At 47.6% G+C, this 23,095-nt stretch carries 21 protein-coding genes and 1 pseudogene; 14 read left to right on the top strand and 8 right to left on the bottom strand.

The window, feature by feature from the left end:
- Positions 1-93 precede the first annotated feature (93 nt).
- Positions 94-606, top strand: a complete 513-nt coding sequence (locus tag MARGE09_RS19680) for a glucosaminidase domain-containing protein (protein ID WP_236984847.1) — start codon at positions 94-96, stop codon at positions 604-606.
- On the opposite strand, the gene MARGE09_RS19685 is transcribed toward MARGE09_RS19680, so the two are convergent.
- Positions 603-1,835: an ISL3 family transposase gene (locus tag MARGE09_RS19685; protein ID WP_236981837.1), complete on the bottom strand. Its 1,233-nt coding sequence runs from the start codon at positions 1,833-1,835 to the stop codon at positions 603-605. The two genes, MARGE09_RS19680 and MARGE09_RS19685, sit on opposite strands and share 4 nt — an antisense overlap.
- 369 nt (positions 1,836-2,204) lie before the next feature.
- Between MARGE09_RS19685 and MARGE09_RS19690 the strand changes: the two genes are divergently transcribed.
- Together MARGE09_RS19690 and MARGE09_RS19695 are read left to right on the top strand one after the other, a co-directional pair.
- Positions 2,205-2,441 carry a glucosaminidase domain-containing protein gene (locus MARGE09_RS19690; RefSeq protein WP_236984848.1) on the top strand — a complete coding sequence of 79 codons (237 nt, stop codon included), beginning with the start codon at positions 2,205-2,207 and terminating at the stop codon, positions 2,439-2,441.
- 117 nt (positions 2,442-2,558) lie between these two features.
- Entirely contained in the window at positions 2,559-3,905 is a 1,347-nt protein-coding gene (locus MARGE09_RS19695) for a magnesium transporter (protein ID WP_236984849.1), read from the top strand.
- Between the two features lie 48 nt (positions 3,906-3,953).
- Here the strand turns inward: MARGE09_RS19695 and MARGE09_RS19700 are convergent, their stop codons facing one another.
- Positions 3,954-5,411: a substrate-binding domain-containing protein gene (locus MARGE09_RS19700; RefSeq protein ID WP_236984850.1), complete on the bottom strand. Its 1,458-nt coding sequence runs from the start codon at positions 5,409-5,411 to the stop codon at positions 3,954-3,956.
- A 183-nt stretch (positions 5,412-5,594) separates the two neighbouring features.
- Here MARGE09_RS19700 and MARGE09_RS19705 point away from each other — a divergent pair, with 183 nt between their 5' ends.
- The 5 genes from MARGE09_RS19705 (at position 5,595) to MARGE09_RS21775 (ending at position 12,149) form a co-directional block, all read left to right on the top strand.
- Positions 5,595-6,380 (top strand): class I SAM-dependent methyltransferase, encoded by a 786-nt coding sequence (locus tag MARGE09_RS19705; protein ID WP_236984851.1) that lies wholly within the window; start codon positions 5,595-5,597, stop codon positions 6,378-6,380.
- A 250-nt stretch (positions 6,381-6,630) separates the two neighbouring features.
- Positions 6,631-7,764 carry a hypothetical protein gene (locus MARGE09_RS19710; protein WP_236984852.1) on the top strand — a complete coding sequence of 378 codons (1,134 nt, stop codon included), beginning with the start codon at positions 6,631-6,633 and terminating at the stop codon, positions 7,762-7,764.
- Positions 7,764-8,573 carry a hypothetical protein gene (locus tag MARGE09_RS19715; protein WP_236984853.1) on the top strand — a complete coding sequence of 270 codons (810 nt, stop codon included), beginning with the start codon at positions 7,764-7,766 and terminating at the stop codon, positions 8,571-8,573. The genes MARGE09_RS19710 and MARGE09_RS19715 overlap by 1 nt, the downstream gene beginning before the upstream one ends.
- A 151-nt stretch (positions 8,574-8,724) precedes the next feature.
- Entirely contained in the window at positions 8,725-11,577 is a 2,853-nt protein-coding gene (locus tag MARGE09_RS19720; RefSeq protein ID WP_236984854.1) for a valine--tRNA ligase, read from the top strand.
- 281 nt (positions 11,578-11,858) lie between these two features.
- Positions 11,859-12,149: an acyltransferase family protein gene (locus tag MARGE09_RS21775; protein ID WP_420828076.1), complete on the top strand. Its 291-nt coding sequence runs from the start codon at positions 11,859-11,861 to the stop codon at positions 12,147-12,149.
- A gap of 8 nt (positions 12,150-12,157) precedes the next feature.
- Here the strand turns inward: MARGE09_RS21775 and MARGE09_RS19725 are convergent.
- The 3 genes and pseudogenes from MARGE09_RS19725 to MARGE09_RS19735 form a co-directional block, all read right to left on the bottom strand.
- Positions 12,158-12,364, bottom strand: a pseudogene (locus MARGE09_RS19725) (transposase); the annotation flags it as partial.
- Positions 12,365-12,562: 198 nt separating this feature from the next.
- Positions 12,563-13,537, bottom strand: a complete 975-nt coding sequence (locus tag MARGE09_RS19730) for a transposase (protein WP_236984855.1) — start codon at positions 13,535-13,537, stop codon at positions 12,563-12,565.
- Between the two features lie 199 nt (positions 13,538-13,736).
- Positions 13,737-14,258, bottom strand: a complete 522-nt coding sequence (locus MARGE09_RS19735) for a hypothetical protein (protein ID WP_236984856.1) — start codon at positions 14,256-14,258, stop codon at positions 13,737-13,739.
- A gap of 29 nt (positions 14,259-14,287) precedes the next feature.
- Between MARGE09_RS19735 and MARGE09_RS19740 the strand changes: the two genes are divergently transcribed.
- Positions 14,288-15,190 (top strand): tyrosine-type recombinase/integrase, encoded by a 903-nt coding sequence (locus MARGE09_RS19740; protein ID WP_236984857.1) that lies wholly within the window; start codon positions 14,288-14,290, stop codon positions 15,188-15,190.
- Positions 15,187-16,254 (top strand): IS91 family transposase, encoded by a 1,068-nt coding sequence (locus tag MARGE09_RS19745; RefSeq protein WP_236984858.1) that lies wholly within the window; start codon positions 15,187-15,189, stop codon positions 16,252-16,254. Before MARGE09_RS19740 ends, MARGE09_RS19745 begins: the two co-directional genes overlap by 4 nt.
- A gap of 308 nt (positions 16,255-16,562) precedes the next feature.
- Here the strand turns inward: MARGE09_RS19745 and MARGE09_RS19750 are convergent, their stop codons facing one another.
- The 3 genes from MARGE09_RS19750 to MARGE09_RS19760 form a co-directional block, all read right to left on the bottom strand.
- Positions 16,563-16,862 (bottom strand): hypothetical protein, encoded by a 300-nt coding sequence (locus MARGE09_RS19750; RefSeq protein ID WP_236984859.1) that lies wholly within the window; start codon positions 16,860-16,862, stop codon positions 16,563-16,565.
- A 506-nt stretch (positions 16,863-17,368) separates the two neighbouring features.
- The gene (locus MARGE09_RS19755; protein ID WP_236984860.1) at positions 17,369-17,773 is read right to left on the bottom strand and encodes a DUF4468 domain-containing protein; all 405 of its coding nucleotides are present in this window, start codon (positions 17,771-17,773) and stop codon (positions 17,369-17,371) included.
- A gap of 203 nt (positions 17,774-17,976) precedes the next feature.
- The gene (locus MARGE09_RS19760) at positions 17,977-18,393 is read right to left on the bottom strand and encodes a hypothetical protein (protein WP_236984861.1); all 417 of its coding nucleotides are present in this window, start codon (positions 18,391-18,393) and stop codon (positions 17,977-17,979) included.
- A gap of 713 nt (positions 18,394-19,106) precedes the next feature.
- Between MARGE09_RS19760 and MARGE09_RS19765 the strand changes: the two genes are divergently transcribed.
- From MARGE09_RS19765 to MARGE09_RS19780, 4 genes are all read left to right on the top strand, one after another.
- Complete coding sequence (locus tag MARGE09_RS19765; RefSeq protein WP_236984862.1) at positions 19,107-19,775, top strand: glutathione S-transferase family protein; 669 nt, start codon at positions 19,107-19,109, stop codon at positions 19,773-19,775.
- 903 nt (positions 19,776-20,678) lie between these two features.
- Positions 20,679-20,939, top strand: a complete 261-nt coding sequence (locus tag MARGE09_RS19770) for an acyl carrier protein (RefSeq protein ID WP_236984863.1) — start codon at positions 20,679-20,681, stop codon at positions 20,937-20,939.
- A gap of 5 nt (positions 20,940-20,944) precedes the next feature.
- Positions 20,945-22,123, top strand: a complete 1,179-nt coding sequence (locus tag MARGE09_RS19775; RefSeq protein ID WP_236984864.1) for an acyl-CoA dehydrogenase family protein — start codon at positions 20,945-20,947, stop codon at positions 22,121-22,123.
- 1 nt (position 22,124) lies between these two features.
- Complete coding sequence (locus MARGE09_RS19780) at positions 22,125-23,033, top strand: amino acid--[acyl-carrier-protein] ligase (protein ID WP_236984865.1); 909 nt, start codon at positions 22,125-22,127, stop codon at positions 23,031-23,033.
- Positions 23,034-23,095 lie beyond the last annotated feature (62 nt).

Here is a 23,095-nt window from a genome sequence, read left to right on the forward strand (position 1 = left end):
GCACAAGCACATATACGGCACAGTAACCGCTGTGCCTTAACAGCGCCCATTACCCTGCCATTTTGCTGGCACACAATTAACAAGGTCGCCAGGATGTTTACGTTTTTCATTCAACCGCTAGGCCTCGCAAGCTTATTACTGCTTAGCGTATTGCTGCTTGGCGCCTGCAGCGAGCAGCAACCCAGTATTAAGCAACTTCCTCTACCTGCAGTAGAACAACATTCAACAGTACCCGACTTCTCAATACACCCTGTTGTTGCCGATAAGAAAAAAGCATTTTTTGACTTCCTGCGGCCCCTTGTTATTTACGAGAATACTCAAATCCTTAACGACCGCTATTTTGTAGAATACAGCCAGCAACAGCTAACAAATAAAAGCACACTCACTAAGAAAGAGCGTGCGCGGCTCGATAAAATTGCTAAACGCTACAAGGTCAAAAAAGACTTTAACAGCGCCGATTATTGGCGCTTGCTGCTATTGCGCGTCGATGTTATCCCTGCATCGCTCGCGTTGTCACAAGCCGCGTTAGAATCTGGTTGGGGTGGGTCGCGCTTTGCAAAAGAGGGGAATAATTTGGCTCTTCTCCGCTTTAGTGAGGTGATCTAGTGGCTTCCATAGAACATGGATTGCTCGTCAGGCATCGATGATTGCCTTATTTTTAGCTTGAAGTACTCGGTATCCTTGATGCCTCTTGCTCGCTTGCGAATCATGCCAATGCTGACATTGCCGGCTTCAATTCTGGCGCTAGTCAGCCCGTGTTTTCCGTAGTTACAAATGCCTACGCTATGCTTCCTTAGTGACTTTGCAAATTTCTTGAGATAGAGCATATTCGTCTGTTCCGCGATGTCGCACCACTGCTCCAATGCATTCATCATGGCGTCATAATTCCCTGCATTCCACAAAGCTTGGAGCTGCTCTTTGAGTATATAAAGTGTATTGATATTGGAATTATTTTCGAGCAATGTCTGGAGTTTATTGGCTTGTTTATCATTTAACTTGTCGGCATTTTTTAACAACAGGTAGTGGGTACCTTTAAGCTGCTCTTTGCCTGCGCGATCCGCCTTTCTGAACTCGATCCTACGCTGATTGCTCATGGCTTTACTGTAGTTTTGCATCACATGAAACCGATCGAAAACAATGTCAGCATTAGGCAAGCATTCGCGTACCGATTTTTGATAGGCTGGCCCCATATCCATGGCTACCGCCTCTATGTTTTCAGCGGTTTGTGCTGGTAAGCGCTTTAGAAACGCTGTCAACACCTCGGCTTTACGGCCTGTCTCAACGCCAATTAAATGACCGGATTCCATGTCATAAATCACCGTCATATAATCATGGCCTTTGGCTCTAGCGACTTCATCGACCCCAAGATATTTTAAGTCAATTAATTTTTCAGGATTAAGTGCAGGCAACGTTTTCTCTAGGTGAAATTTATCCATATTTTTCACCGTTTCCCATCGTAGCTTTAGGTGCCGACTGACCGTGCTGATACTCATATGGCGACACAATCCGCTCACCAACTGGCAAAATCTTTGAGTATAGCGATTGCCTGTATCGACAAATTCGCAAGCCTCCATTAGACGCCTACCGCAAGTCGTCACAACTTGAGCGAGCTCAACTTCCAAATAGCACTCGAAGCCACACAAAGGGACATCACGGATCGTTCTGCGCAAGTATCGGTTGATGTTGGCCGCCTCATTACTTGACGGGTCAATCGCTCTATAACGACGGTCTCGCTTGCAGTGTATAGTCAATCTTTGCAGGGCCAAGTCATGCTGAACTTGTTTGACACGCTGACCAGGAAGGCTCAAAATTTTGCTGGAGATGTTAAGGCTCATATATTCGTTTAAGTGTAGTGGCGTGAGAACCTTACATTTCAACGGATATGGCGGGTCTTAGCATCTCTTTTCATCGCACTAAAGCGGAGAAGAGCCAATAATTTTTTTAGCCAGTGGTGTTTTAAACCTAAAAACCGCAGTTGAACCATCAAAGTCTACGCATCCCTTTGGTGCACCTGACGCGAGATAAAAATGATTCATCACCAATAAGGTGACTACACATTTTTACTACACGCCATGCACACCAAAGGAATACGCATCTTTTTGACTCTCAACTGCGGTTTCTAGGTTAAAGCAGGATGCGGCCTTGTTCCTAGCAAAAGGCTTGAAGGCAAAAGTCACGAAGTCGCAGCTTTTGCAACCGTTAATGTGTCTGTACAAAAATATTTACTAAACTTAAATCGCTTAGGTAGCTATAAAACATTGCGCTTTATCCGCGCCGAGCTTCGGCAAAACAAGCAGGCCATTACGGGCATCGCGCTGGCACAAGGGCTAGGCAAATACTCTGAGCTTGGCGACGAATACATTAAACATATCACCGGTATGATCACCGCCAACAACCTAGAAGCTGATGATCTCCACCCTATTTTCTTACCGCAACCCTAAAGAAGCCGCTATCATCAGCTTTAGCACTGAGTAAATCAGCAAAACAGTTTTTGCGCCGCTGCGCTTCGCGCTAGCGTGATCCTAGCGAATGCCGTACCCGCTTTGGAGAAAAATCCAATGACAGACAACTTAACAACACTTATTGAAGAAGTGGCCGACGCCACAAAGTACAGCACACCAGACAGCAAAGACACGCTAATTCGCATTCTTAATAGCCAGGAAGCGAATGAAATTGCACTAGCGCTTGAATCTTTACCAATAGAGCAGCGAACCGAAGCCTGGAAGAACGTTGCGCAAGATCAGCGGCTGGATATTCTTGTCGAGATGCGCAGCGATCCGCGCGAAAGCTTGCTAGATACCATGCCCATCGCAGAGCTGGACAGCCTTTTTAATAATATTGCCGCCAGCGACCTAATCGAGCTTGCCGATACACTGCCCGCACGCTTACTAGACCGTGCGGTTCGCGCGATGGATACACTCCAACGCTCTTACTTTGAAGATGCCCAGCAGTACAGCGAAGACGTCGCCGGCCGCTGGATCGATCACGATGTGCTGGTGCTACCGAACAATGCCAAAGTGCGCGATGCCTTGCGTTTACTGCGCCGGCAACTGCCCGACTACGTCGATTGCATTTTTATTACCAACCGCGCGGGCCACTTTTCCGAGGCAATTCGCATTAGTCGCGTCTTTGGTTCGCCCGACCACGTGCCGCTGGTAGATCTTGCTGAAGAAGATTTTTCCGTTATTAACGCTCAAGAAGATGCCGTAGCCGCAGCCACCAAAGTACAACGTTCGGGGTTTTCGGCACTGCCAGTAGTTGGCGAAAACGGTAAATTGCTAGGCCGGCTCGATATAGGCAACGCCTGCGAATTAACGCAGGAATACTACGAAAACCAATTGATGGCCAGCGCCGGTATGAACGAGGACGAAGATTTATTTTCGCCCATCGTAAAAAGTACTAAAAATCGAGCGATTTGGCTGGGCATCAACCTACTTACCGCATTTTTAGCGTCATGGTTTATTGGTCTATTCGAGGCCACCTTGCAGCAAGTGGTAGCACTGGCCGTATTGATGCCGGTAGTCGCTAGCATGGGCGGCATTGCTGGCAGCCAAACACTCACGCTAATCATTCGTGGCTTAGCTCTCAATCAAATTAACGCAGCCAACCGAAATGCCTTGCTTAAAAAAGAACTAAGTGTCGGTGCTTTAAACGGCATTGTTTGGGCTTTTGTTATCGCAATTGTCGCAAGCATTTGGTTTGATAGCGCCATGATTGGCGTTGTAATTGCGCTGGCAATATTGGCCAATATTTTAGCGGCAGCGGCAGCGGGTGTTTGTATACCGGTGATTTTAGATAAACTTAAACTCGACCCGGCATTATCGGGCGCGGTAGTACTCACAACCGTGACCGATATCGTCGGCTTTGTCGCATTCTTAGGCCTTGGCACTTTGTTATTGCTTTAACCTATAGCTGCACAACCTATTACTGCGACAACCTATAACTGCGACAATCTATAGCTGCGACACAGCGCTGGCAGGGCGAATAATTTCACCCAATTTAATTTTGTCTTTAATCGCATTGACTGCACTTAGATATTCATCGGTAAATATCCATACCTCAACGCGCTCGTTTTTGGCAGACGATGTACCCGAAGCATTGGCCACACGCATGCTATCGCCGAAACCAATAACAGACTCTGTCTGCACATTAAAGCGGTAAAGAGCACTTTTCACCGCTGTGGCGCGCAACCTCGATAGGACTTGCGCGCGTTTTTCTGTCGATTCAACATTGCTAAAACCCACCAGTTGAATATTAAGGTTTTCGCCACTTTGCGTATGCAGCGCTTGCACATAGCGGGCTAAACGCTCTACATCTTGCAACGCCTTATTATCCAAATCGGCTTTACTGGGTTGAAAACGAAAATTCACACTTAAGCGCTGCATTACCTTGGCCAACTCTTGGTAACGCTCGGGCCCCTCTTGCACCTCAACAACCAAGCCCTTAGGGTTTTGCGATACAAAACCAATAGTCTCGACAATATTTTGCCCTGCTTGCCCCTGCGCAAAACGAATAAAGTCGTTTACAAACGGCACACTGGACTCACCCGGCGTATACATAAAAAGGCGGCGCGATAAGGGGTAATCTTCCGTGGCCACAAACAGCACTTCAGGCTTTAACGCCGCCGTATTGTTATCACTAACGGCAAGCGCTTTAGCATCGCGCACGGAAGCTAAGCCTACAAAACCTATACCGCCTAAATCACCAGCCACCGCATCCGATAGCTCATCATTCGATTCGAAACGCTTGGCCCGCGAAGAAAGCGTGGCACTTTTACGCAACACTAAACTTTTGAAGGTATCGTAAGTGCCCGATTTATCGTCGCGCGCATACAGGTTAATACGCTTATCGGGGCCGCCCAAGGCCTTCCAGTTTGTGATTTTTCCGGCAAATACTTTGGCGATATCATCCACCGTCATAGTCGATAAAGGGTTGCGAGGGTTTACCACCACAGCCAAGCCATCAATCGCCACCACATGCTCTGCCGTAGAAGCTTGCATGCCGCCGGCCACATCAAACGATCGAGCCTCGGTGGTTTTAATAGGACGTGAAGATAACGCAACATCTGCGCTTTTGGCCTTTAAGCCAGCGAAGCCAGTACTAGAGCCATGCGCCCGTATATCAATAAACACCATACGGGTACCATTGCGGCCCTTAATGCGATATTCGTTAGCCGCTGGCAAAGGCTCGATAAACACCCCCTGCAAGCCTTTAGATTCTAGGTACGCCTTAGCCCAAGCGGGCGCCAAATGCGCGCCTACGGTATTCGAGCCGGCCATAGTAAACAGCAAGCCCTCGGTTGCGAAAGGAAATGCGCCGTCTTTGTCGGCCGCTACCCCAATAACGCTCAGCGTCATTAGCCATACGCTCAACAAAAGCCGATATGATGTCGTGGCAACAGTTCGCCGCATAAACTTCCCCTATAGAATTTGCGCACACCCTAAATTGGCTATGTGACAAAAAAATGAAATAATCGCGATATTGTGAAGATAGTGGCGTTTTCTTCAGCCTTGTGTCGCAATGTTAAAGGTCTACGGGCACCTTCCAGCAACGGGCACCCCAAGATGATTTGGACGCCATAGTAGCAGGCAAATATGAATATGTTAAAGGTTATTTGCAATGGCGATCATCTTTATGATCAAGCCTTAGCCATTGCCCAAACGCTCAAGATCGAGCTAAATGCAACACCAGAACACCACCTCTTCACCCTAGAGTTTGACAACCACGAGGTACGCCTGCACAGCCATGGCCAAGGCAAGCAAAACCCCATTACGGTTAGTTTTCACACAGGCGAAGCAGACCACCGCCGTAAGTTTGGCGGCGGTAAAGGGCAAATGATTGCAAAAGCGGTAGGCATTAGCGGTAGCTTTAAACCACGCGTACTGGATGCCACCGCCGGCTTAGGTGGCGACGCTTTTGTACTGGCCAGCTTGGGCTGCCACTTAACACTGCAAGAGCGCTCGCCTATTGCCCACGCACTGCTATGCAACGGGCTAATGCGTGGCTTAGCGCACGCCAGCCAAACAGGCAATGCCGATCTAGAACATGTACTAGCCCGCATGCAATTATTAAATACCGATAGCATCGGCAGCCCAGTAAGGGACATTGATGTTATTTACCTAGACCCTATGTTCCCTGCCCGCAAAAAAAGCGCTGCAGTCAATAAAAGCATGAAGGCTTTTCACACATTGATTGGCGACGACTGTGATGCCGATCAGCTGCTGACCCACGCGCTGGCACAAGAAGTATGCCGAATCGTCGTCAAACGCCCCCGCATTGCGCCACCGGTAGGCGATAAAAAGCCTAGCTATGCTTTAGAGGGGAAGTCTTCACGGTTTGATATTTATGCGCTTAAAAAACTGGGGGGTAGTGAAGCGTAATTGATAAATCAGTAAGTGGGTAAGCCATTCTCCTAAACTAAACCGTATTTGGCTGTGTGGAGCGACGCTATCAATCGCGCACCAGGTGCCTCACCATCCACAATTCTGAATGACTTGACGGCGGTATAGCCGACGAATCAACCTAGCCTCAGCACTTCAGTTCCGTTAAAATCCTGCCCATTCTCGCTGCGTTTATCACAACGCCGCGAGCCACGGAGATGTTATTCACCTAAGGATCTAAGGACCCGCTATGCCAATACCTACGCTCAAAGCCCACCAGATTGACTACAGTCGTTTTATTCTCTTTCACCCCAATGCCAACGGCGACAATGGCCGACCCGTATTTATAGACCCAGAGCTTATTGTTCGGTTTATGGAGCTCGTGGATATTAGTGATGCTTTAGGCCGTGATTTAGCCGGTGAAATTATTACCAAGCTTAAGGCCGTGGCTGGTGGAGCCACATCGGATAGCAACCTAAGCAACGCCTCACAGCACCGCGACTACTTTGTCAGCCAAAACGTTTACGTGACCTACACCATCTTACAAAGCAGCCCCATTAGCAAAAAATCGGCGGTTTACATTACCGATCTTGAGCGGGCATTAAAAACCGAGGCGCAGGGTGGGCCAGGACTTTATAATACAAGTTCTTCAGCACAGCGTGGTCGCGACTGGAAGCCTAACCCTAGCACCGATACCACAATGCCAACAACACTGGGGGCCATAGGGGCTCTAAAGCCTAACGCCCAAGCCGAAACCAGCGTTGACAACACAGCAGTCGCCTTTGGGCGGTATCTAGCAGCGAAAGATATGAAACGCTTAGGCGGCGAATATTCCCTATTCTATACCCCGAGCTATGTCATTGATCAATACGGCAAATGGATTGGTGCAGCGCAAAAAACCGGCAAAGAAAAAGGCTCACCCAAAGCATTAGCACAACTGATGCTGAATACCGAAAACAACCTTTGGTCCCAAACTACTCACCGCTTTTGCTGGTATGTATTTGGCGATGGCGCCAAGCAATTATTAACCGCCCTTGGCGACTACCATGCTCAGCAAAAGCACTCACTGGGCCGGCATCACGAATTTGTATTTATCGACCCCAAGGTACCGCTTGGCCAGCTAAAATCGCAACTCCAGCAGGTAGGCATAGAGCTCACGCCCGACATGGTTAAATTGGAAAGCAACGACCTTGCTACCAAAATGCATGTGATTGCAGATTCATCGGATACCTACCAAAACTTCTTGCGCGCCCCCGAGAAGCAACAGCAGCTCGATAAAGTTGTTACGGCCGCCAAAGAACAATTTTCAAAACGTACACCCAATATTTACTTTGTCGATATTGTAAAAGGCTTGGAACAATCACTCAGCGGAGGCTGGATATAATGTCACCTATCACCCTGACCCAAGCGCAAGAAAAAGACTTACTCATTAACACCGATCGATTCCACTGGGAAACCTTTGCCCATAAACCCTTGAATGTGTTTGACCTTGGCGAATGGACACTTAGCTTCCCAGGCGATACCGCTCAAGATCGTAATAGCCAACCTTGGCGCTATGCGAATTATCAATTTGATATTAACGATTTAGCCACCTGCCCAAAATACCTTGATCCTAACAATATTAAAGAACTCTGGAACGAAGAGAGCCAAGAAATAATGTGGTTATTGGGCCGCGATAACTGGAGCTGCCATGTGCATGCCGATGGTTTCGTTTTAATTAAAGGCTCGTGTATGTTCGGTATTACAGTCAGCCGTTTTCAACATATCGAAGGCGTTACCGATCTGCGTAAAATCGATCAACTCACCCAAGCGGTACACTCTCAACTCGCCAAAAGTAATGCGGAGCTCGGCTTCAAACCCGTGTTATTAAGCGATTGCTTTACCAAAAACATTAATAGCCGCGAATGGGCAATTGCAAAAGGACGAGACGGTATGAATAGTCCTGACTATTCAGTCGCCACTGCGCTGGATTACAGAACAGCCATCACAGCAGGCGTCAGTGTGGGCAACTCATGGTTCGATGACGAAGAAATCCCCCCAGAAGTCGAAGAAAAATACCTCGCATCGTTTTGGGATTTTTTAAGCCACGTCACTATATCGGCTACTCCACCAGAAGGCTGCTCACCGGGCATAATTGAACGAACAGCTCCTGGGCAGGCCATTAAAACCGAACCCGAAAATACTGGCTGGTAGTCAACAGCACAAAAAGCGGGCACTCCCTTGCCCGCAATCTTCTTTTCAGCCCGCGCGCAAGCCCCAAAAGCCTCAACTAACCCTGTATAATTCCCGCCCATTTGCATTTACCTTTGCCCTCACAGCAGGGCCACAGATACACGGGCACATAATGAGCGACGACAAAACCCTACAAGACAATAAAACCTACCAACCGGCCAATATCGAGCAAAATTGGTACAAAACGTGGGAAGAACGCGGCTACTTTGCGCCCAGCGGCGAAGGTACGCCCTACAGCATTATGATCCCGCCACCGAATGTTACCGGCAGCCTGCATATGGGTCACGGTTTTAACAACGCCATTATGGATGCCTACATTCGCTACAAGCGCATGAGCGGCAACAACACCTTATGGCAAGGCGGTTGTGACCACGCCGGCATTGCCACCCAAATGGTGGTAGAGCGTCAACTCGGTGCCGAAGGCGTATCGCGCCACGACCTAGGCCGCGACAATTTCCTCGAAAAAGTCTGGGACTGGAAAGAGCAAAGCGGCGGCACCATCACCCAGCAAATTCGCCGCTTGGGCAGCTCGGTCGACTGGAGCCGCGAGCGCTTCACTATGGACGAAGGCCTATCCACCGCCGTGCAAGAAGTGTTTGTTCGCCTACACGAAGACGGCCTTATTTACCGTGGCAAACGCCTTGTAAACTGGGACCCAAAACTGCACACCGCCATTTCTGATTTAGAAGTTTTAAATGAAGAAGAAAAAGGCAGCATGTGGTACTTCAACTACCCACTTACCGATGGCAGTGGCCACTTAACAGTTGCCACCACCCGGCCAGAAACCATGCTTGGCGATACCGCCGTTGCCGTCGACCCAGAAGACGAGCGCTATAAAGCCTTAGTAGGTAAAACCATTACCCTGCCCACTACCGGCCGTATTATTCCCATCGTAGCCGACGAATACGTGGATAAAGAATTTGGAACCGGTTGCGTAAAAATCACCCCCGCCCACGACTTTAACGATTACGACGTCGGCAAACGCCAAAGCCTGCCTGTCATTAACGTATTCGACCGCGATGCCAATATTCTTAGCGAATTTACGGTATTAGAAAACGGCACCTTTAAAGAATTAAGTACCGAGCCCTGCCCTGCCGACTACGCCGGCCTAGAGCGCTTCGCTGCACGCAAAAAATTAGTCGCTCAAGCCGAAGCCGAAGGCTGGTTATTAAAAATCGAACCTCACGGTTTAAAAGTGCCCCGCGGTGATCGTAGCGGTGTAGTTATCGAGCCATGGCTAACAGACCAATGGTATGTGAATACTGCACCCATGGCCGAGCAAGCCATTAAAGTAGTGGAAGACGGCCAAGTTAAATTTGTGCCCAAACAGTACGAAAACATGTACTTCTCGTGGATGCGCGATATTCAAGATTGGTGTATTTCGCGTCAGCTTTGGTGGGGCCACCGCATTCCTGCGTGGTACGACCATAACGGCAAAGTATTTGTAGGCCGCGACGAAGCCGAGGTACGCGCTAAGCACAACATCGGCCCCGAGGTTGCCCTCCGCCAAGACGACGACGTGTTAGATACGTGGTTTAGCTCTGCACTTTGGACCTTCTCGACGCTTGGTTGGCCAGAACAAACACCCGAGCTTAAAACCTTTCACAGCACCGATTTATTAGTAACAGGCTTCGATATCATATTCTTCTGGGTGGCCAGAATGATTATGATGACCACGCACTTTATTAAAAACGAGGATGGCACGCCGCAAGTACCCTTTAAAACCGTTTATGTTCACGGTTTAGTGCGCGATGGCGAAGGCCAAAAAATGAGTAAATCCAAGGGTAACGTGTTAGACCCTATCGATTTAATCGACGGCATCGATCTAGAAGCGCTTGTGCAAAAACGTACCACCGGTTTAATGAACCCTAAGCAAGCGAAAAAAATCGAAAAAGCTACCCGCAAAGAATTCCCCGAGGGATTAAATGCCTACGGCACCGATGCGCTGCGTTATACCTTTTACTCTTTAGCCAGTACCGGCCGCGATATTAATTTTGATACCGGCCGCATTGAGGGCTTCCGCAATTTTTGTAATAAATTATGGAACGCGGCTAACTTTGTTTTAATGAATACCGAAGGCCAAGATTGCGGCCAAAGCGGTAGCGATGATTACACCCTAAACATTGCCGACAAATGGATTATTAGCCGCTTACAGCAAGTGGAAAAAGCCATGGCCGAAGGTTTTGACACCTTCCGTTTAGATATCGCCAGCCAAGTACTCTATGACTTTATTTGGAACGAGTACTGCAGCTGGTACATCGAGCTGGCCAAGCCTGCCCTTAAAAACGGCGACGAAAAAGCCCAACGCGGTACCCGCCGCACGCTTATTCGCGTACTCGAAACCATTTTGCGCATGGCGCACCCGTTAATGCCCTTCATTACCGAAGAAATCTGGCACAAAGTAAAAGACCTAGCCGCCACCGAAGGCGATAGCATTATGCTTAAGGACTATCCCGTTGCCGACGAGGCCCTTATCGACAACGATGCTTTAGCCGATTTTGAGTGGATGCAATCGGTAATTGAAGGCGTGCGCAATATTCGCGGCGAAATGAATGTAAGCCCCGGCAAAAAAGTACCCGCTATTTTCACCGCAGGCGAACCTAAAGATAAAGCTCGCCTAGAGGCCAATACCGTTTTCCTTTGCACCCTTGCCAGCTTAGAAAGCGCAGCTTGGCAAGACGATGCCAGCCAAATTCCCGCCAGCGCCACAACACTAGTGGGCAAGCTAGAAGTACATGTACCCTTAGCCGGCATTATCGATAAAGACGCCGAAATCGCCCGCCTCGATAAAGAAACTAACAAAATGGATATCGAGATTAAAAAGCTCAGCGGTAAATTAAGTAATCCGGGCTTTGTCGATAAAGCCCCAGCTGAGGTAGTGCAAAAAGAGAAGGATCGCTTGGTTGGCTTGACGGAGCAGTTGGAGAAGTTAGCTAAGCAGAAAGAGAAGATTGCTGGGTTGTAGTTTTCTTTTTGAGTTTAACCATCAACAACCAGAAGCGCCTGCATGGATGCAGGCTGCCGAACAATCTAGGAAGCAGATAAAGTAGAGTAGAAAATTTAAACGCTTAGCTATCACCCTCTTGTATACATATCAACTAAGCACACCGCTTGTGCGACGAAGCTTTATATTTTTAAGGATTGAATTATGATCTTGGAACACTCAGGCACAGAAAAAGGCAATCAGGTTGAGTCACTACGTGGTTTCGCTATTTTACTGGTGGTGCTTTTTCATCGCTGCAAGGATTGCCACTGAATGTACACACCATAAATAATCAAGTTTTTTTCATCTACCTATCGGAATCTTTCTCCCACATCAGAATGCCACTGTTTACGGTAATCTCTGGCTATGCTTATGCTTATGCTTATGCTTATGCTTATTCCATGCGCCCAGTTAGAGAAGGCTTGGGCAAGCTCTTCCTCAAAAAAAAATCAAAAAGAATTCTACTACCCTTTGTCGTCGCCACTTTACTCACGCTAACTGCGCGCTTAATTTTGCCAACCAGCAACCCGATAGATAAAGATTTTCCTAATTAGGTTCAAACCTAAGCCATCTCTAGCCTCAATAATCGCTCTGGCATAGGCGGGGTTCTCAGTGATACAAAAACCAGCCGAGGTATAAGCTGAGCTAAGTCATAGCGGCGATTAAAACGATATTGATATTCGGCCAAGTAACGCTTGGCATGTTTAGGTTTAATGGAGTGATAAGTGCTGTGTAGTGCGCTTTTCAAGTTTGTTCTGGTCCAATCAAAGCAGGACACTCACTTTAAAAAACAATCAAATCTACCCGCTCGATGCTTCAGGCCCAGCAATCTTTTTCAGGCAAAGCTGTAGGCCCGTGATCTTATAACCACAGGCTATCAAAAATGTATTTTTAGAACAGCAAGCCATATACCCAAGCTAAGTTAAGCCTAGAGGCGTGAGGAAGGTTAAGGGGAATAAACGGTTGATCAGCCAAATAAGGACTGGCAGCGCCACCGATTAGGAGTGCGCTGGTAACCCATGGTAAACGCGGCACTTTCGATATGATCACCGGATCCAACAAAGGTTTTCGTGTTCTTTTCGAAGGCGCGGGTCAGTTCTAACCAGTTATCCGGCTCGATGCCTAAGCGATCAATAATTGGGGGTAAAGTTGAGGCAATGTGCCCCCTCTTGTCATCACGCATTACCCTGCCCGTCCAATCCACCAACTCAATATAATCCTTAAATGTAAACGGCAAGCCTTGCGGCATCGGCTCGCGCGGATTCCCCACAAATTGCGCTATATTTTTTGTGGTCTCATTATTTTTAGCGGCCGCAATACGCTGCTTTATCGAGGTATGATCGCTAGCTTCAGGGGTTTCGGCCATTTTCGCGCGAATGGGATTTAAATCAACATAAGCCATGCAGGCCGCTAACGCCGCATCGTCACACAGCGCTTGCGATTTAAAACGCCCCTCCCAGAACCGCCCCGTGCATTTATCTTCCGCATTGGCCATGCGAGCAATCGGTTCATTCAGCGCCTTCATAAACTTGCTAATATCAAATAGATTCAGGCGCCACTGACCAATGCACATTTTAACGGCGACTTGCTCGGCTTTATTCATCGGGTCCTGCCGAGCGTATTTTTGTGTGAGCACCGTACCCTTATAAAGCCGATGCCAGCGCTCGCACACCTCTAAATCCGTCAGGTGATGGGCCTCGGCAGCATTGATATGCAAGACGGTATGTACATGATTCGACATCACGGCATAGGCACACAAATCGATGGCGAAGACCTCAGCCAATAGCAATAAGCGGTCTTCAATCCACTGGCGACGATGCTCGTAGTCTTGCCCTGTATGGTTATCTCGGCCGCACAAGAAAGCCTTTCTAACACATCGACTGACACAGTGATAATAGGGCGTGGTATCTAGCGAAACCTGGACTTTGCGAGCCTTTGTCATGGTAATCACCTAGCGGCAGAGGGTAATACCTTAAGCCTAGCCAATGATCACTTTTTGTCCAGAATTTAGAGTGTGTGTCCGTTTAATTTCACACAATTTGAAATATAATAATTGCTATATATTCCACGATACCTCACTTTATGCGTAACGCCCGTAACACGCGCGAGCTTGCGAGTCGAAGTGCTTACGCTTGTTAGGCTTAGTCACAGTTTGCCACCAATGCGTGCAATGGACCAAATGACAAATACATAGACGCATGCAAAACTATTAATCCGCTCGCTAAAATTTTTGATTGATTGGCCCCGCGAAAAAATAGCACAAGAGCTACAATGCCCGAAACTGCAGAGAGAACAATGAAAACACAGCCAAGTAAAAATTCTATTATATCTGATATGCCATAAGGCTCGTCTGGAGCGATATACAGCTCTCCGTAAATTTCAGCACGAAAATAAAGCATGAATACAAACAGACCGACAGATAAAACTGCCAAAACAATTAACGATTTACTACCTCTAGCTAAATTCATGTATTTTAAAGAGCCTAACGCCCGGCTCACCAGTGCCCAAGCCGGAGAGCTTTTTGTGGTAAATTGAGTGCAGCGAAAACCACAAAAAGAGCGTAGGTTTGGGCGTCTGCGTGGAGCCGTTTGTTGAACCAAGCCGCTACGCGGCAGATTAAAGGGGCTTCTCGCCGCTGCCGATAGATTACTTAACCCTTTCATGTTGAAAGGGCCTCACAAAGGAATCTATTATGAACAAACGAGAAACCCGCAAATTCGATCAACTATACACCAAATTCCTTCGCGAATTAAAGCTACAAGGTTACTCTGAGGTCACTATTGACGCCTACACCAGAGGCATACGTCGTGTCGCCGAATATTTTGATCAGTGTCCCGATGCTCGCCTTGATAAAGATGACCTCAAGCAGTACTTTGCCGATCTACTGAAAACCCACTCTTGGAGCACTATTAAACTCGATCGCAATGCGCTAACTCATTACTGGAAACGAGTTCTGGATGTAGAATGGGATTGGGTGCTGATTACAAAACCACCCAAAGTGAAAACGCTCCCCGACATTCTATCCACCAATGAGATTAACCGGCTGATTGGCGAGTTTCACAAAACCCAGTATGCGGTATTTTGTTTTACCGCATACTCCATGGGCTTGCGCATCAGCGAAGCGCTTGGGTTAAGCGTTTCTGATATTGATCGTGAGCACAACCGCGTGCATGTTCGCCTAGGCAAAGGTAAAAAAGATCGATACGTTGAACTACCTGACGCAACGTATCACGTATTGCGCGCATTTTGGGCAACCCACCGACACCCCAAATGGATTTTTCCTAGCCAACAGAAAAATAAGCCTAACTCCCCCATGGATCGCGGCAGCGTACAACGCGCAGTGCGCGAAGCGGCGAAAACGGCGGGTATTCATAAACGCATCACTGCGCACACTATGCGGCACTGTTATGCCACCCACCTAATTGAGGCTGGACTTCCCCTCACCACGGTACAACGGCTAATGGGCCACGAGGATCCTCGCACTACCGCACTCTACATTCAACTAACAAAAACCATTCAGCAAGACGCCACCAAAACCATTAACACAATGGCCAATAAAATTAATATCCCTGATAGCTTGCGAGGTAAAAAATGAACCTCGCCAACATTATCGAACAATTTCGACGGCCCTTTTTAGAAAAATACGGACATCAATTACTACCCAGCCATTTACGCGCGCTTGATGCGATAACCGCCTGTAAAAAACATTGCGGGCACTTTACCTGTGAATGCACACACTGCCAGAGCAGGCAACAACATCCGCTTAGCTGCGGCCATCGCAGTTGCCCACAATGCCAAAATAATTCAGCGACCGACTGGCTAAACCGCCAAAAACAAAAGTTAATTCCTGCTGATTATTTCATGGTGACACTCACCTTGCCCGATCAGTTACGTCACTTAGCGTTTCACAATCAACATAGGCTTTATAGCCTGCTCTTCGAGTGTGCCGTGGATACACTAAAAACACTCGGGTTAGATACGCGGCACATGGGCGGGGATATTGGCATGACTGCGGTTTTGCATACGCACACGCGAAGGCTTGAATACCATCCGCATTTGCATGTCGTTATTCCCGGTGCGGCATTAATCAATAGAGGAAAGGCCTTTAAGCGTAGTGATTCAAACTATCTTATTCATGGCGATGTTATCGCCAAAATGTTTCGAGGTAAAATTCTCTATGCGCTGCACGAAGAGTGCTTTGAGCTGCCGAATAACATACCTGAAAAATGGGTGGTTAATGTCAAACATGTTGGCAAAGGCCTACCGGCTCTGCAATATCTCTCGCGCTACCTTTACAAAGGTGTGATTAGCCAGAAAAACATTACGCATTCTGACGAGCAGACCGTGACATTCAGATATAAAGATAGCCAAACGAATCAAAATGCAACCCGCACACTGGCGGGTGAGGATTTTATCTGGAAGTTACTTACGCATATTCTACCGAGACGATTTCGGCGAGTGCGAGATTATGGTTTTTTACATCACAACGCCAAAAAGAAGCTGACGTTTATCCAATATTTACTCGGTATAAAATTGCCCATGCTAGTCGAGAAAATAAAACCCATGATTCGATGCTGGCAATGCCAGCAGCCCAGCCGAATCATCGATATTCAACCTAAACGTATACCTATAAATTTTCGCTTTATGAAAACAACCTAGAGATTCAATTGGGAGATAAGTTAATCGATACCGGCGCCGCTGGGGTACCCACTCGCATGGAAATTAATAATGGCTATAATTAGACCGTATTTGAAGCTTAAAGAGCATCAATAAAGGCGCAACGCCACACCCTAAAACATCAAAGGCCTAAGTCACGCTATATTAAACGACACACTTAGGCCTTTAAATTCTTTGACAAGATGTAACCTGAATTATCTTTCTACTAAATAAGACCCCTTCGATGCCGGGCTTGTCCAACAACTGGATAAGATTGCGGCTTCGCGCAATCTATCCTTGTTCGTTATGCATTACCTGCGGTAACATACAATAGTGCTAAACGCATCGCACTTCTTGCTTTTACAAAGCTGATCACTCTTCAGCATCCGAGTCATCTTTGACTCTCCTGCACCGCTCTCGATCTCCCAGTAAATAGCCTTAGAATAACCTTTTTCTAAACACCATTGTGTAGCTGCAGGTAATTCACATTCAGCGCCCCACGATAGGCATCGATCCATCAAAATCCCGCGAATTCTAGGCTCGTCATATTCCTTTACATCTGCATAGGAATAAGCAGATATAAATAATACAAAAAATATCGATAACTTCATAAGCTTCCCTTATGCATAACGCCGCCAGAATGCGGCTGCTTTGTAGTTGTTTAAATTATGGCAGTCTTTTTCGCCGTAATTTAAACGACGGAAAAGTAGCTCGCCATTGCTGGCTTTGTTAAATTCTAACAGTCTCCGCCGCCACTATCACACCCCCCCCTACTGCCACTAACACCAGAGTCATGACCCCCAATGCCATTTTTTGAGGGTTTAGATGATGATAAAGGAACTCCCATTTTGATTCCGAAATATAGAGGTCCAACAAAAGGGATAACCCACAAAATGAGTATTTTAATTACCTTTTTTCTATCTTCATCATTCGACCAGTTCCAAATTTCATCGGTTATCCTAATGACGTATGGCATCGAGAAAACGTAGGCCAGCATAAATATGATCAGAAAACCTATGACGTTCTGCATTTAGGGCTCACAAGAAATTTAACGCCAAGCTCAGGCGTGCGCTTTAGCGCATCGCCTGAAGCTTATTGTTATGTGAGGGGTGCTAGATCACCACTCATCATCTTCACTTTTTTTCATGGCGGTTTCGAATGAAAAAAGCAAGGCATCAACATCGCGCTTCGCATCTTCTTCTGTGTAGAGGGTATAAATATTCCCTTTAGCGTAAGTGAAAGATTCTGGTGTAACGGTGATTTTTGATGCACCGTCTTTCACTCGCACCTTGATAGTCGCGTAAGCGCGCCGTGCGGGACCGTACTCACTAGCGTTCGATACTGTCCCCAACAAGTATCGGCCTGAAATAGTTCCAGACTCCTTATCTGTAAACTGAACAACCGAATCGGCGTTGTTGAAAGCATCTACCATCCAGTTGTTGGCTCTAACATATAAAGTATCCTTTTCTGCGCCATCAACTTCCACGACGCGCTCGGACGGAACGCTTTCCGTCGTCACCATCGTGCAGCCTTGAGTGAATATAGAAATCCCGACAAGCATAATTAGTATTATTTTTCTCATATTAAGTACTCCATTTATTGGTTTTTCAAGTTCAGCACGATCACGCGCCTAGTTCAAGCACATAACATTATATTCTGCGTCATGGTCATATATAGGAATATGTCTACATATAGACCTTTATGTCTACAAATATACCTAAATGGCTAGATATAGCCATCTCCCAGCACCAAGCTTGTGTCTATATCTAGACATTTATCGGCACCACCTTCAACAATCCGATCTTTAAGTCCTAGGCTTATGGCAGTATTTCGGTTCGTTAACCATAGTTTTCCCTGTTGGCTCCACTTTGCGCCTGCTTGTTTGACCTTGAGCCTCAAATCGTTTTCATGAAAGCTAATGGCTAGCGCAACGATTTCCGACCTTTGAGTGGCCAAGTGGGCTCGCAGGCAGAAATCTTTTTGCGGAGCAGGGCGCCTATCAACTTCGATTTCAATGGTGGTGATGATCTCATCGTGAGAGCTATCATGCCGATACCGCACCGCGACCAGCTTATCGCCCCATTGGCGTTTAAACCGTTGTGCACCTGCTTGATCATTGCGAATGGTCTTCGTTACTTTCATAGCGTCCTGCCATTGTGATGTAAACGTGTTGTTGAGTGTAGGCGTAGTCTATCAATGTGTTCACCTTCAGATTGACTGTTAGTCTAGCGACGGCATCCTGCATTACCACAAGCGTCGTTATATTTTTTGCAAAATGCGCTGTTCGTTAAACTTTGACCAGCTTTCAGTGAAGGCTTGGGCGCACAATAGCAGGGACAGACAGTCAACTTGCTCGCATTTCATCACTGCCTATTTTGCATTGCCCTCGACTGGGAACACATTCCCCAATAACTATCAAAGCGGCAGGGCGAAGCTGGCTGAAACCCTCAGCGCAAGGGACTGCGCTGCGGAGCCTACAGGGAAGTATTTACGGCGAGTTTCAGCTAGCTACACCCTGCCGCTAAGCCTGAAAGTCACTAGCCTCACTAAAAGCCCAGCCCCATGAACTGGCTGGTGAACTAACCGGGAACACCCATAACGCAAACCACTAGGGTCAAAAAACTTAGTGTGCCCCAGAATAATGAGCGAGTCTGTGGGATTGCGTGCCAGAATAATTAGCTTGTTTACCCTTTTAGCGCTAAAGGCTACCCGAACAAAAAACCTACTTGGGCCGCCCAACGGCTAGCGCTGGCGCCTATAACCACCACGCCCATAAAATCCACAATATGTTATTGAACATATTTTAAGCCGTGCCTACTGTGGGACCTCACCTCAACCACAGTTAGGATTTAACCATGGAAACACTCAAACTCTACGGCCCCAGCTTTTCGTCTTTTTTACGCAGCATGCGGTTAATTTGCCAATTTAAACAGCTGCCACACGAGGTCACACTGGCGCCATTTGGCGAGGCGATACGGCCCTTTAGCGATCAACATACAAACCTGCACCCCTTTAAGAAACTTCCCGTACTCATCGACGGGGAATTTGTATTGCCGGAATCGTCGGCCATTGCGGCCTACCTAGACGCCAAAGCGGGACCATCCATTTACCCGCAAGCCCCCAAACTCAAAGCAACAACAATCGCGCAAGCCAGTATTATTGCGCTGTACGTATCGAAGCCCACCATGGGCAATATCATGTTGGAATTTTTTATACCCAAAGGAAGGGATGGGCAGGTTCGCCTAGACGTGGCCAAAGCTGCGCTGCCAGAAGCCGAAAGAGTGCTCCAGTGGGTGAGCGATAGCATTGGGGATCAGAACTTTTTTGTGGCTGAGCAGTTCACCCTATGCGATGCCCTACTTGTACCCATGCTGGATTATATGAGCCAGCTTGAGCTGCCCTACAACCTTTTGCCGAAGTTTCCACAGTTGCAGCGTTACCTGGCATTTCAACAAAGCCAGCCCTACTGCGAAGGCATTTTAGGGCAGCCGGATTTATCTATATTGCAACCTAGGGGCAACTGAGAGTTCACACATAAATAGCACCTAAAATGCATCGCTCACACTAAGGCCAACGACCCTCTAGATAGCTGCTAGACTTAATTATCAGGTGATGGTTGGGCCAGCTAAAGCACATTAATATTAAGGGCACCTCTAAAAATAGTAATTTTTGTGTGAGAGCAAAGAAGCACCGCCCGGAGAGCCGCAGTTTACGTGGTGTAAATGAGGACTCGAGGACGGAGCTGATGCCGCTATCGCGGAAAAAGTGCATTTTTAGAGATGCCCTTAACACGATAATAAAAAACACCCACCTAAGGTGCCCGCAGCATCGTTGCGGGCACCTATCATTGCCTAGCGCGCAAGCGCTGTAAATTCTGCCGGCGTCAACTCAAAACTAAAACCAAAACTGTAAATAAATCCGACAAAAAAGTTTTATACAATTTTACAATTTAAAAACATTACTTAAAGTATCATCTCCTTATCGCTGGTGCCAAATATCCCAATACGGTGACCTTGAAGGCTGAGCACGAATAACGCGTTCAGTTGGCGAATATTTTTTACAAGAAACACGCTGAGAAGCCCAGCACTCCCGCCTGCCGCGCATAAGCACGTATAAAAACATAACAAGAGGAGCGCATTAGAATTACCAAGACGTGTTTACTACAGCAAAAGTTATAAAGCTAAATAGCAGCATAGATAGCGCTAAAACAACTGTCGCAGGTGTAAGCATTTTCGACAAATAATAAATTATTGCACATTAATTACGTTCAAATAATTAATCTAAAATTTAATATTTCGCGACTCATAAAAATTTCATTAATATTTTTCGGTATTTTCGATATTAAACTTGCAATGCACGCATCAGAAAGACGAAAATGCCCCGATTATTTTTAGAGATACCCTATCGACTTCCGGAGAAAAACGTACGTGGACATTTCAGAAATTACCGAACGCACTCAAAAAGTTTTAGGTGAAGTAGGCGCACTCGGCGTTGCCATCGAAACAGTGGGCGAAAACGACGACCTATACGAAGCAGGTTTAACCTCTCGCGCCAGCGTTAACGTAATGCTAGCGCTAGAAGATGAATTTGATATCGAATTTCCAGACGATATGCTCAACCGCCATATGTTTCAGAGCATATCTTCAATACGCGATGGTATATCGACAATTTTAGAAGAGGATAGTTAATCGCAATGGAGACCTATGCGTCACTACTCGAATCAATACAGCGCATTGGCGCTGAGGTTGCCAGCCAATTTGCGGACGATGTTGATCAGGCATCGCGCTTTCCTAGCGAAAGCATGGCCGCGCTTAAAGAAGGAAAATTCTTAAGTGCCGGTGTCGCCAGCGAACTTGGCGGTGCGGGGCTTAATATAGAACAACTGGCATCGTTGTGCGCCAACCTTGGCCAGCACTGCTCGGCTAGTGCCATGATTCTAGCGATGCATTACATACAGGTAGCTTCAATTGCCCAACACTGCAACGACGAAGCGCCATGGCTAGACTACCTGCGCACACTTGCTAACGAACAACGCCTTATTGCCTCTGTTACCTCTGAAGAAGGTGTCGGCGGCGAAATGCGCCGAAGCATTGCCGGGGTAGAAGCTAACGAAAACAGTTTTACACTCTTTAAAAAGGCTACCACCATTTCTTACGGTGCCTACGCCGACGATCTTCTCATCACCGCCCGCCGCAACGCGGATGCCGCCGCTAACGACCAAGTGTTAGTGCTGGCTTTAAATGGCGACTTCACCATTACAGAACAAGGCACATGGGATACCTTTGGTATGCGCGGTACTTGTAGTGCTGGCGGCCACGTTACCGCTAAGGGCGCTAGCTGGCAGGTGATGTCGCAAAATTTTGCCGATATTGCCGGCGAGACCATGGTGCCCTACTCCCATATTTTATGGGCAGCGCTTTGGCTTGGCATAGCTACCGATGCACTCAGCCGCACCCGCAGCCTTGTACGCAAAAGTGCACGCAAGCAACGCGGCGATATACCGGTAGCAACGCACGAACTCACCCGCATTTATTCGCAACATCAAGCCATGCGCGACGGTTTATTTGGCGTGATTCGCGAATATCAAGATCTACTCAACAGCGATCGCGAACAATTACTCGGCATGGCCTTTGGTATTCGCATTAACAATTTAAAACTCGATGCCTCGCAACACGTCTTGAATATTGTTTCGCAGGCCATGCAGCTAGCCGGTGTAATGGCTTACAAAAATGGTACACCCTTTAGCTTGGGCCGCCACCTACGCGATGCCCACTCGGCGGTTTTGATGATTCACAATCAGCGCATTGTTGAAGCCAATGCCTCTATGCAACTTGTCCTTCGCGGCAACAGCGACAGACAACAAGGATTTTAAAATGAGCAGAGAACAAGAACAGAAAGTCTTTTTAGATAACCTTTTAGAGCACGGCTTTTTTATCCCAATGGGCGAGCCTGGCTTATTTGGCCGTACATCCAAATTCGAAAACATTATTAAAGGTTTAGAAGCCTTAATTGTTTCGGCCACCGGTGAAGAGGAAGTGACTTACTTCCCCCCCGTAATGCCGAGAAAAATCTTAGAAAAAAGCGGCTTTATGGATAGCATGCCGCACCTAGCAGGCTTAGTGCATTGCTTTTGCGGCAACGAGCGCGAACTGCCAGCACTAAAAGAAAAAATGGCAAACAAGGAAGACTGGGGGCAAATGCTTTCCATGACAGACCTAAGCCACGCGCCTGCCGCCTGCTACCCGCTTTACCCCACCCTTAGCGGTACACTGCCCGCAGGCGGCCGCCTTGTACACTTAGGCACCACCTGCTTCCGCCACGAGCCATCGCCGGACCCTACCCGCATGCAGTCGTTCCGCATGCGTGAATTAGTGCGCGTAGATAGCGCCGATAACGTGTTGGATTGGCGAGAATCGTGGTTCGAGCGCGCCATCGACTTTTTACAAAAATTGGGCCTTAAGCCCGAGCGCGTTGAAGCTTCGGACCCATTCTTTGGTCGTGGCGGCCGCGTAATGGCTAATAACCAGCGCGAACAAAAATTGAAGTTCGAGCTAGTGGTACGCGTTTACGAAAACGGCCCATTGCTAGCGGTAATGTCGCTTAATTATCACCAAGACCACTTTGGTACCCAGTTTGAAATCAAAACAGCCGATGGCGAAACCGCACACTCGGGCTGCATGGGCTTTGGCTTAGAGCGCATAGTGTTGGCGTTAATTCAGCGCCATGGCTACGACGTTAGCGCATGGCCTAGCGAAGTTACCGCATTGCTGGGCTTGTCGTAAAAACTTGGCGCCGCACCCTTTACCGCGGCGCCTTTGGTTTTACACACCCGGAGGACAACAGC

It is taken from the genome of Marinagarivorans cellulosilyticus, from assembly GCF_021655555.1.
Taxonomy (GTDB): domain Bacteria; phylum Pseudomonadota; class Gammaproteobacteria; order Pseudomonadales; family Cellvibrionaceae; genus Marinagarivorans; species Marinagarivorans cellulosilyticus.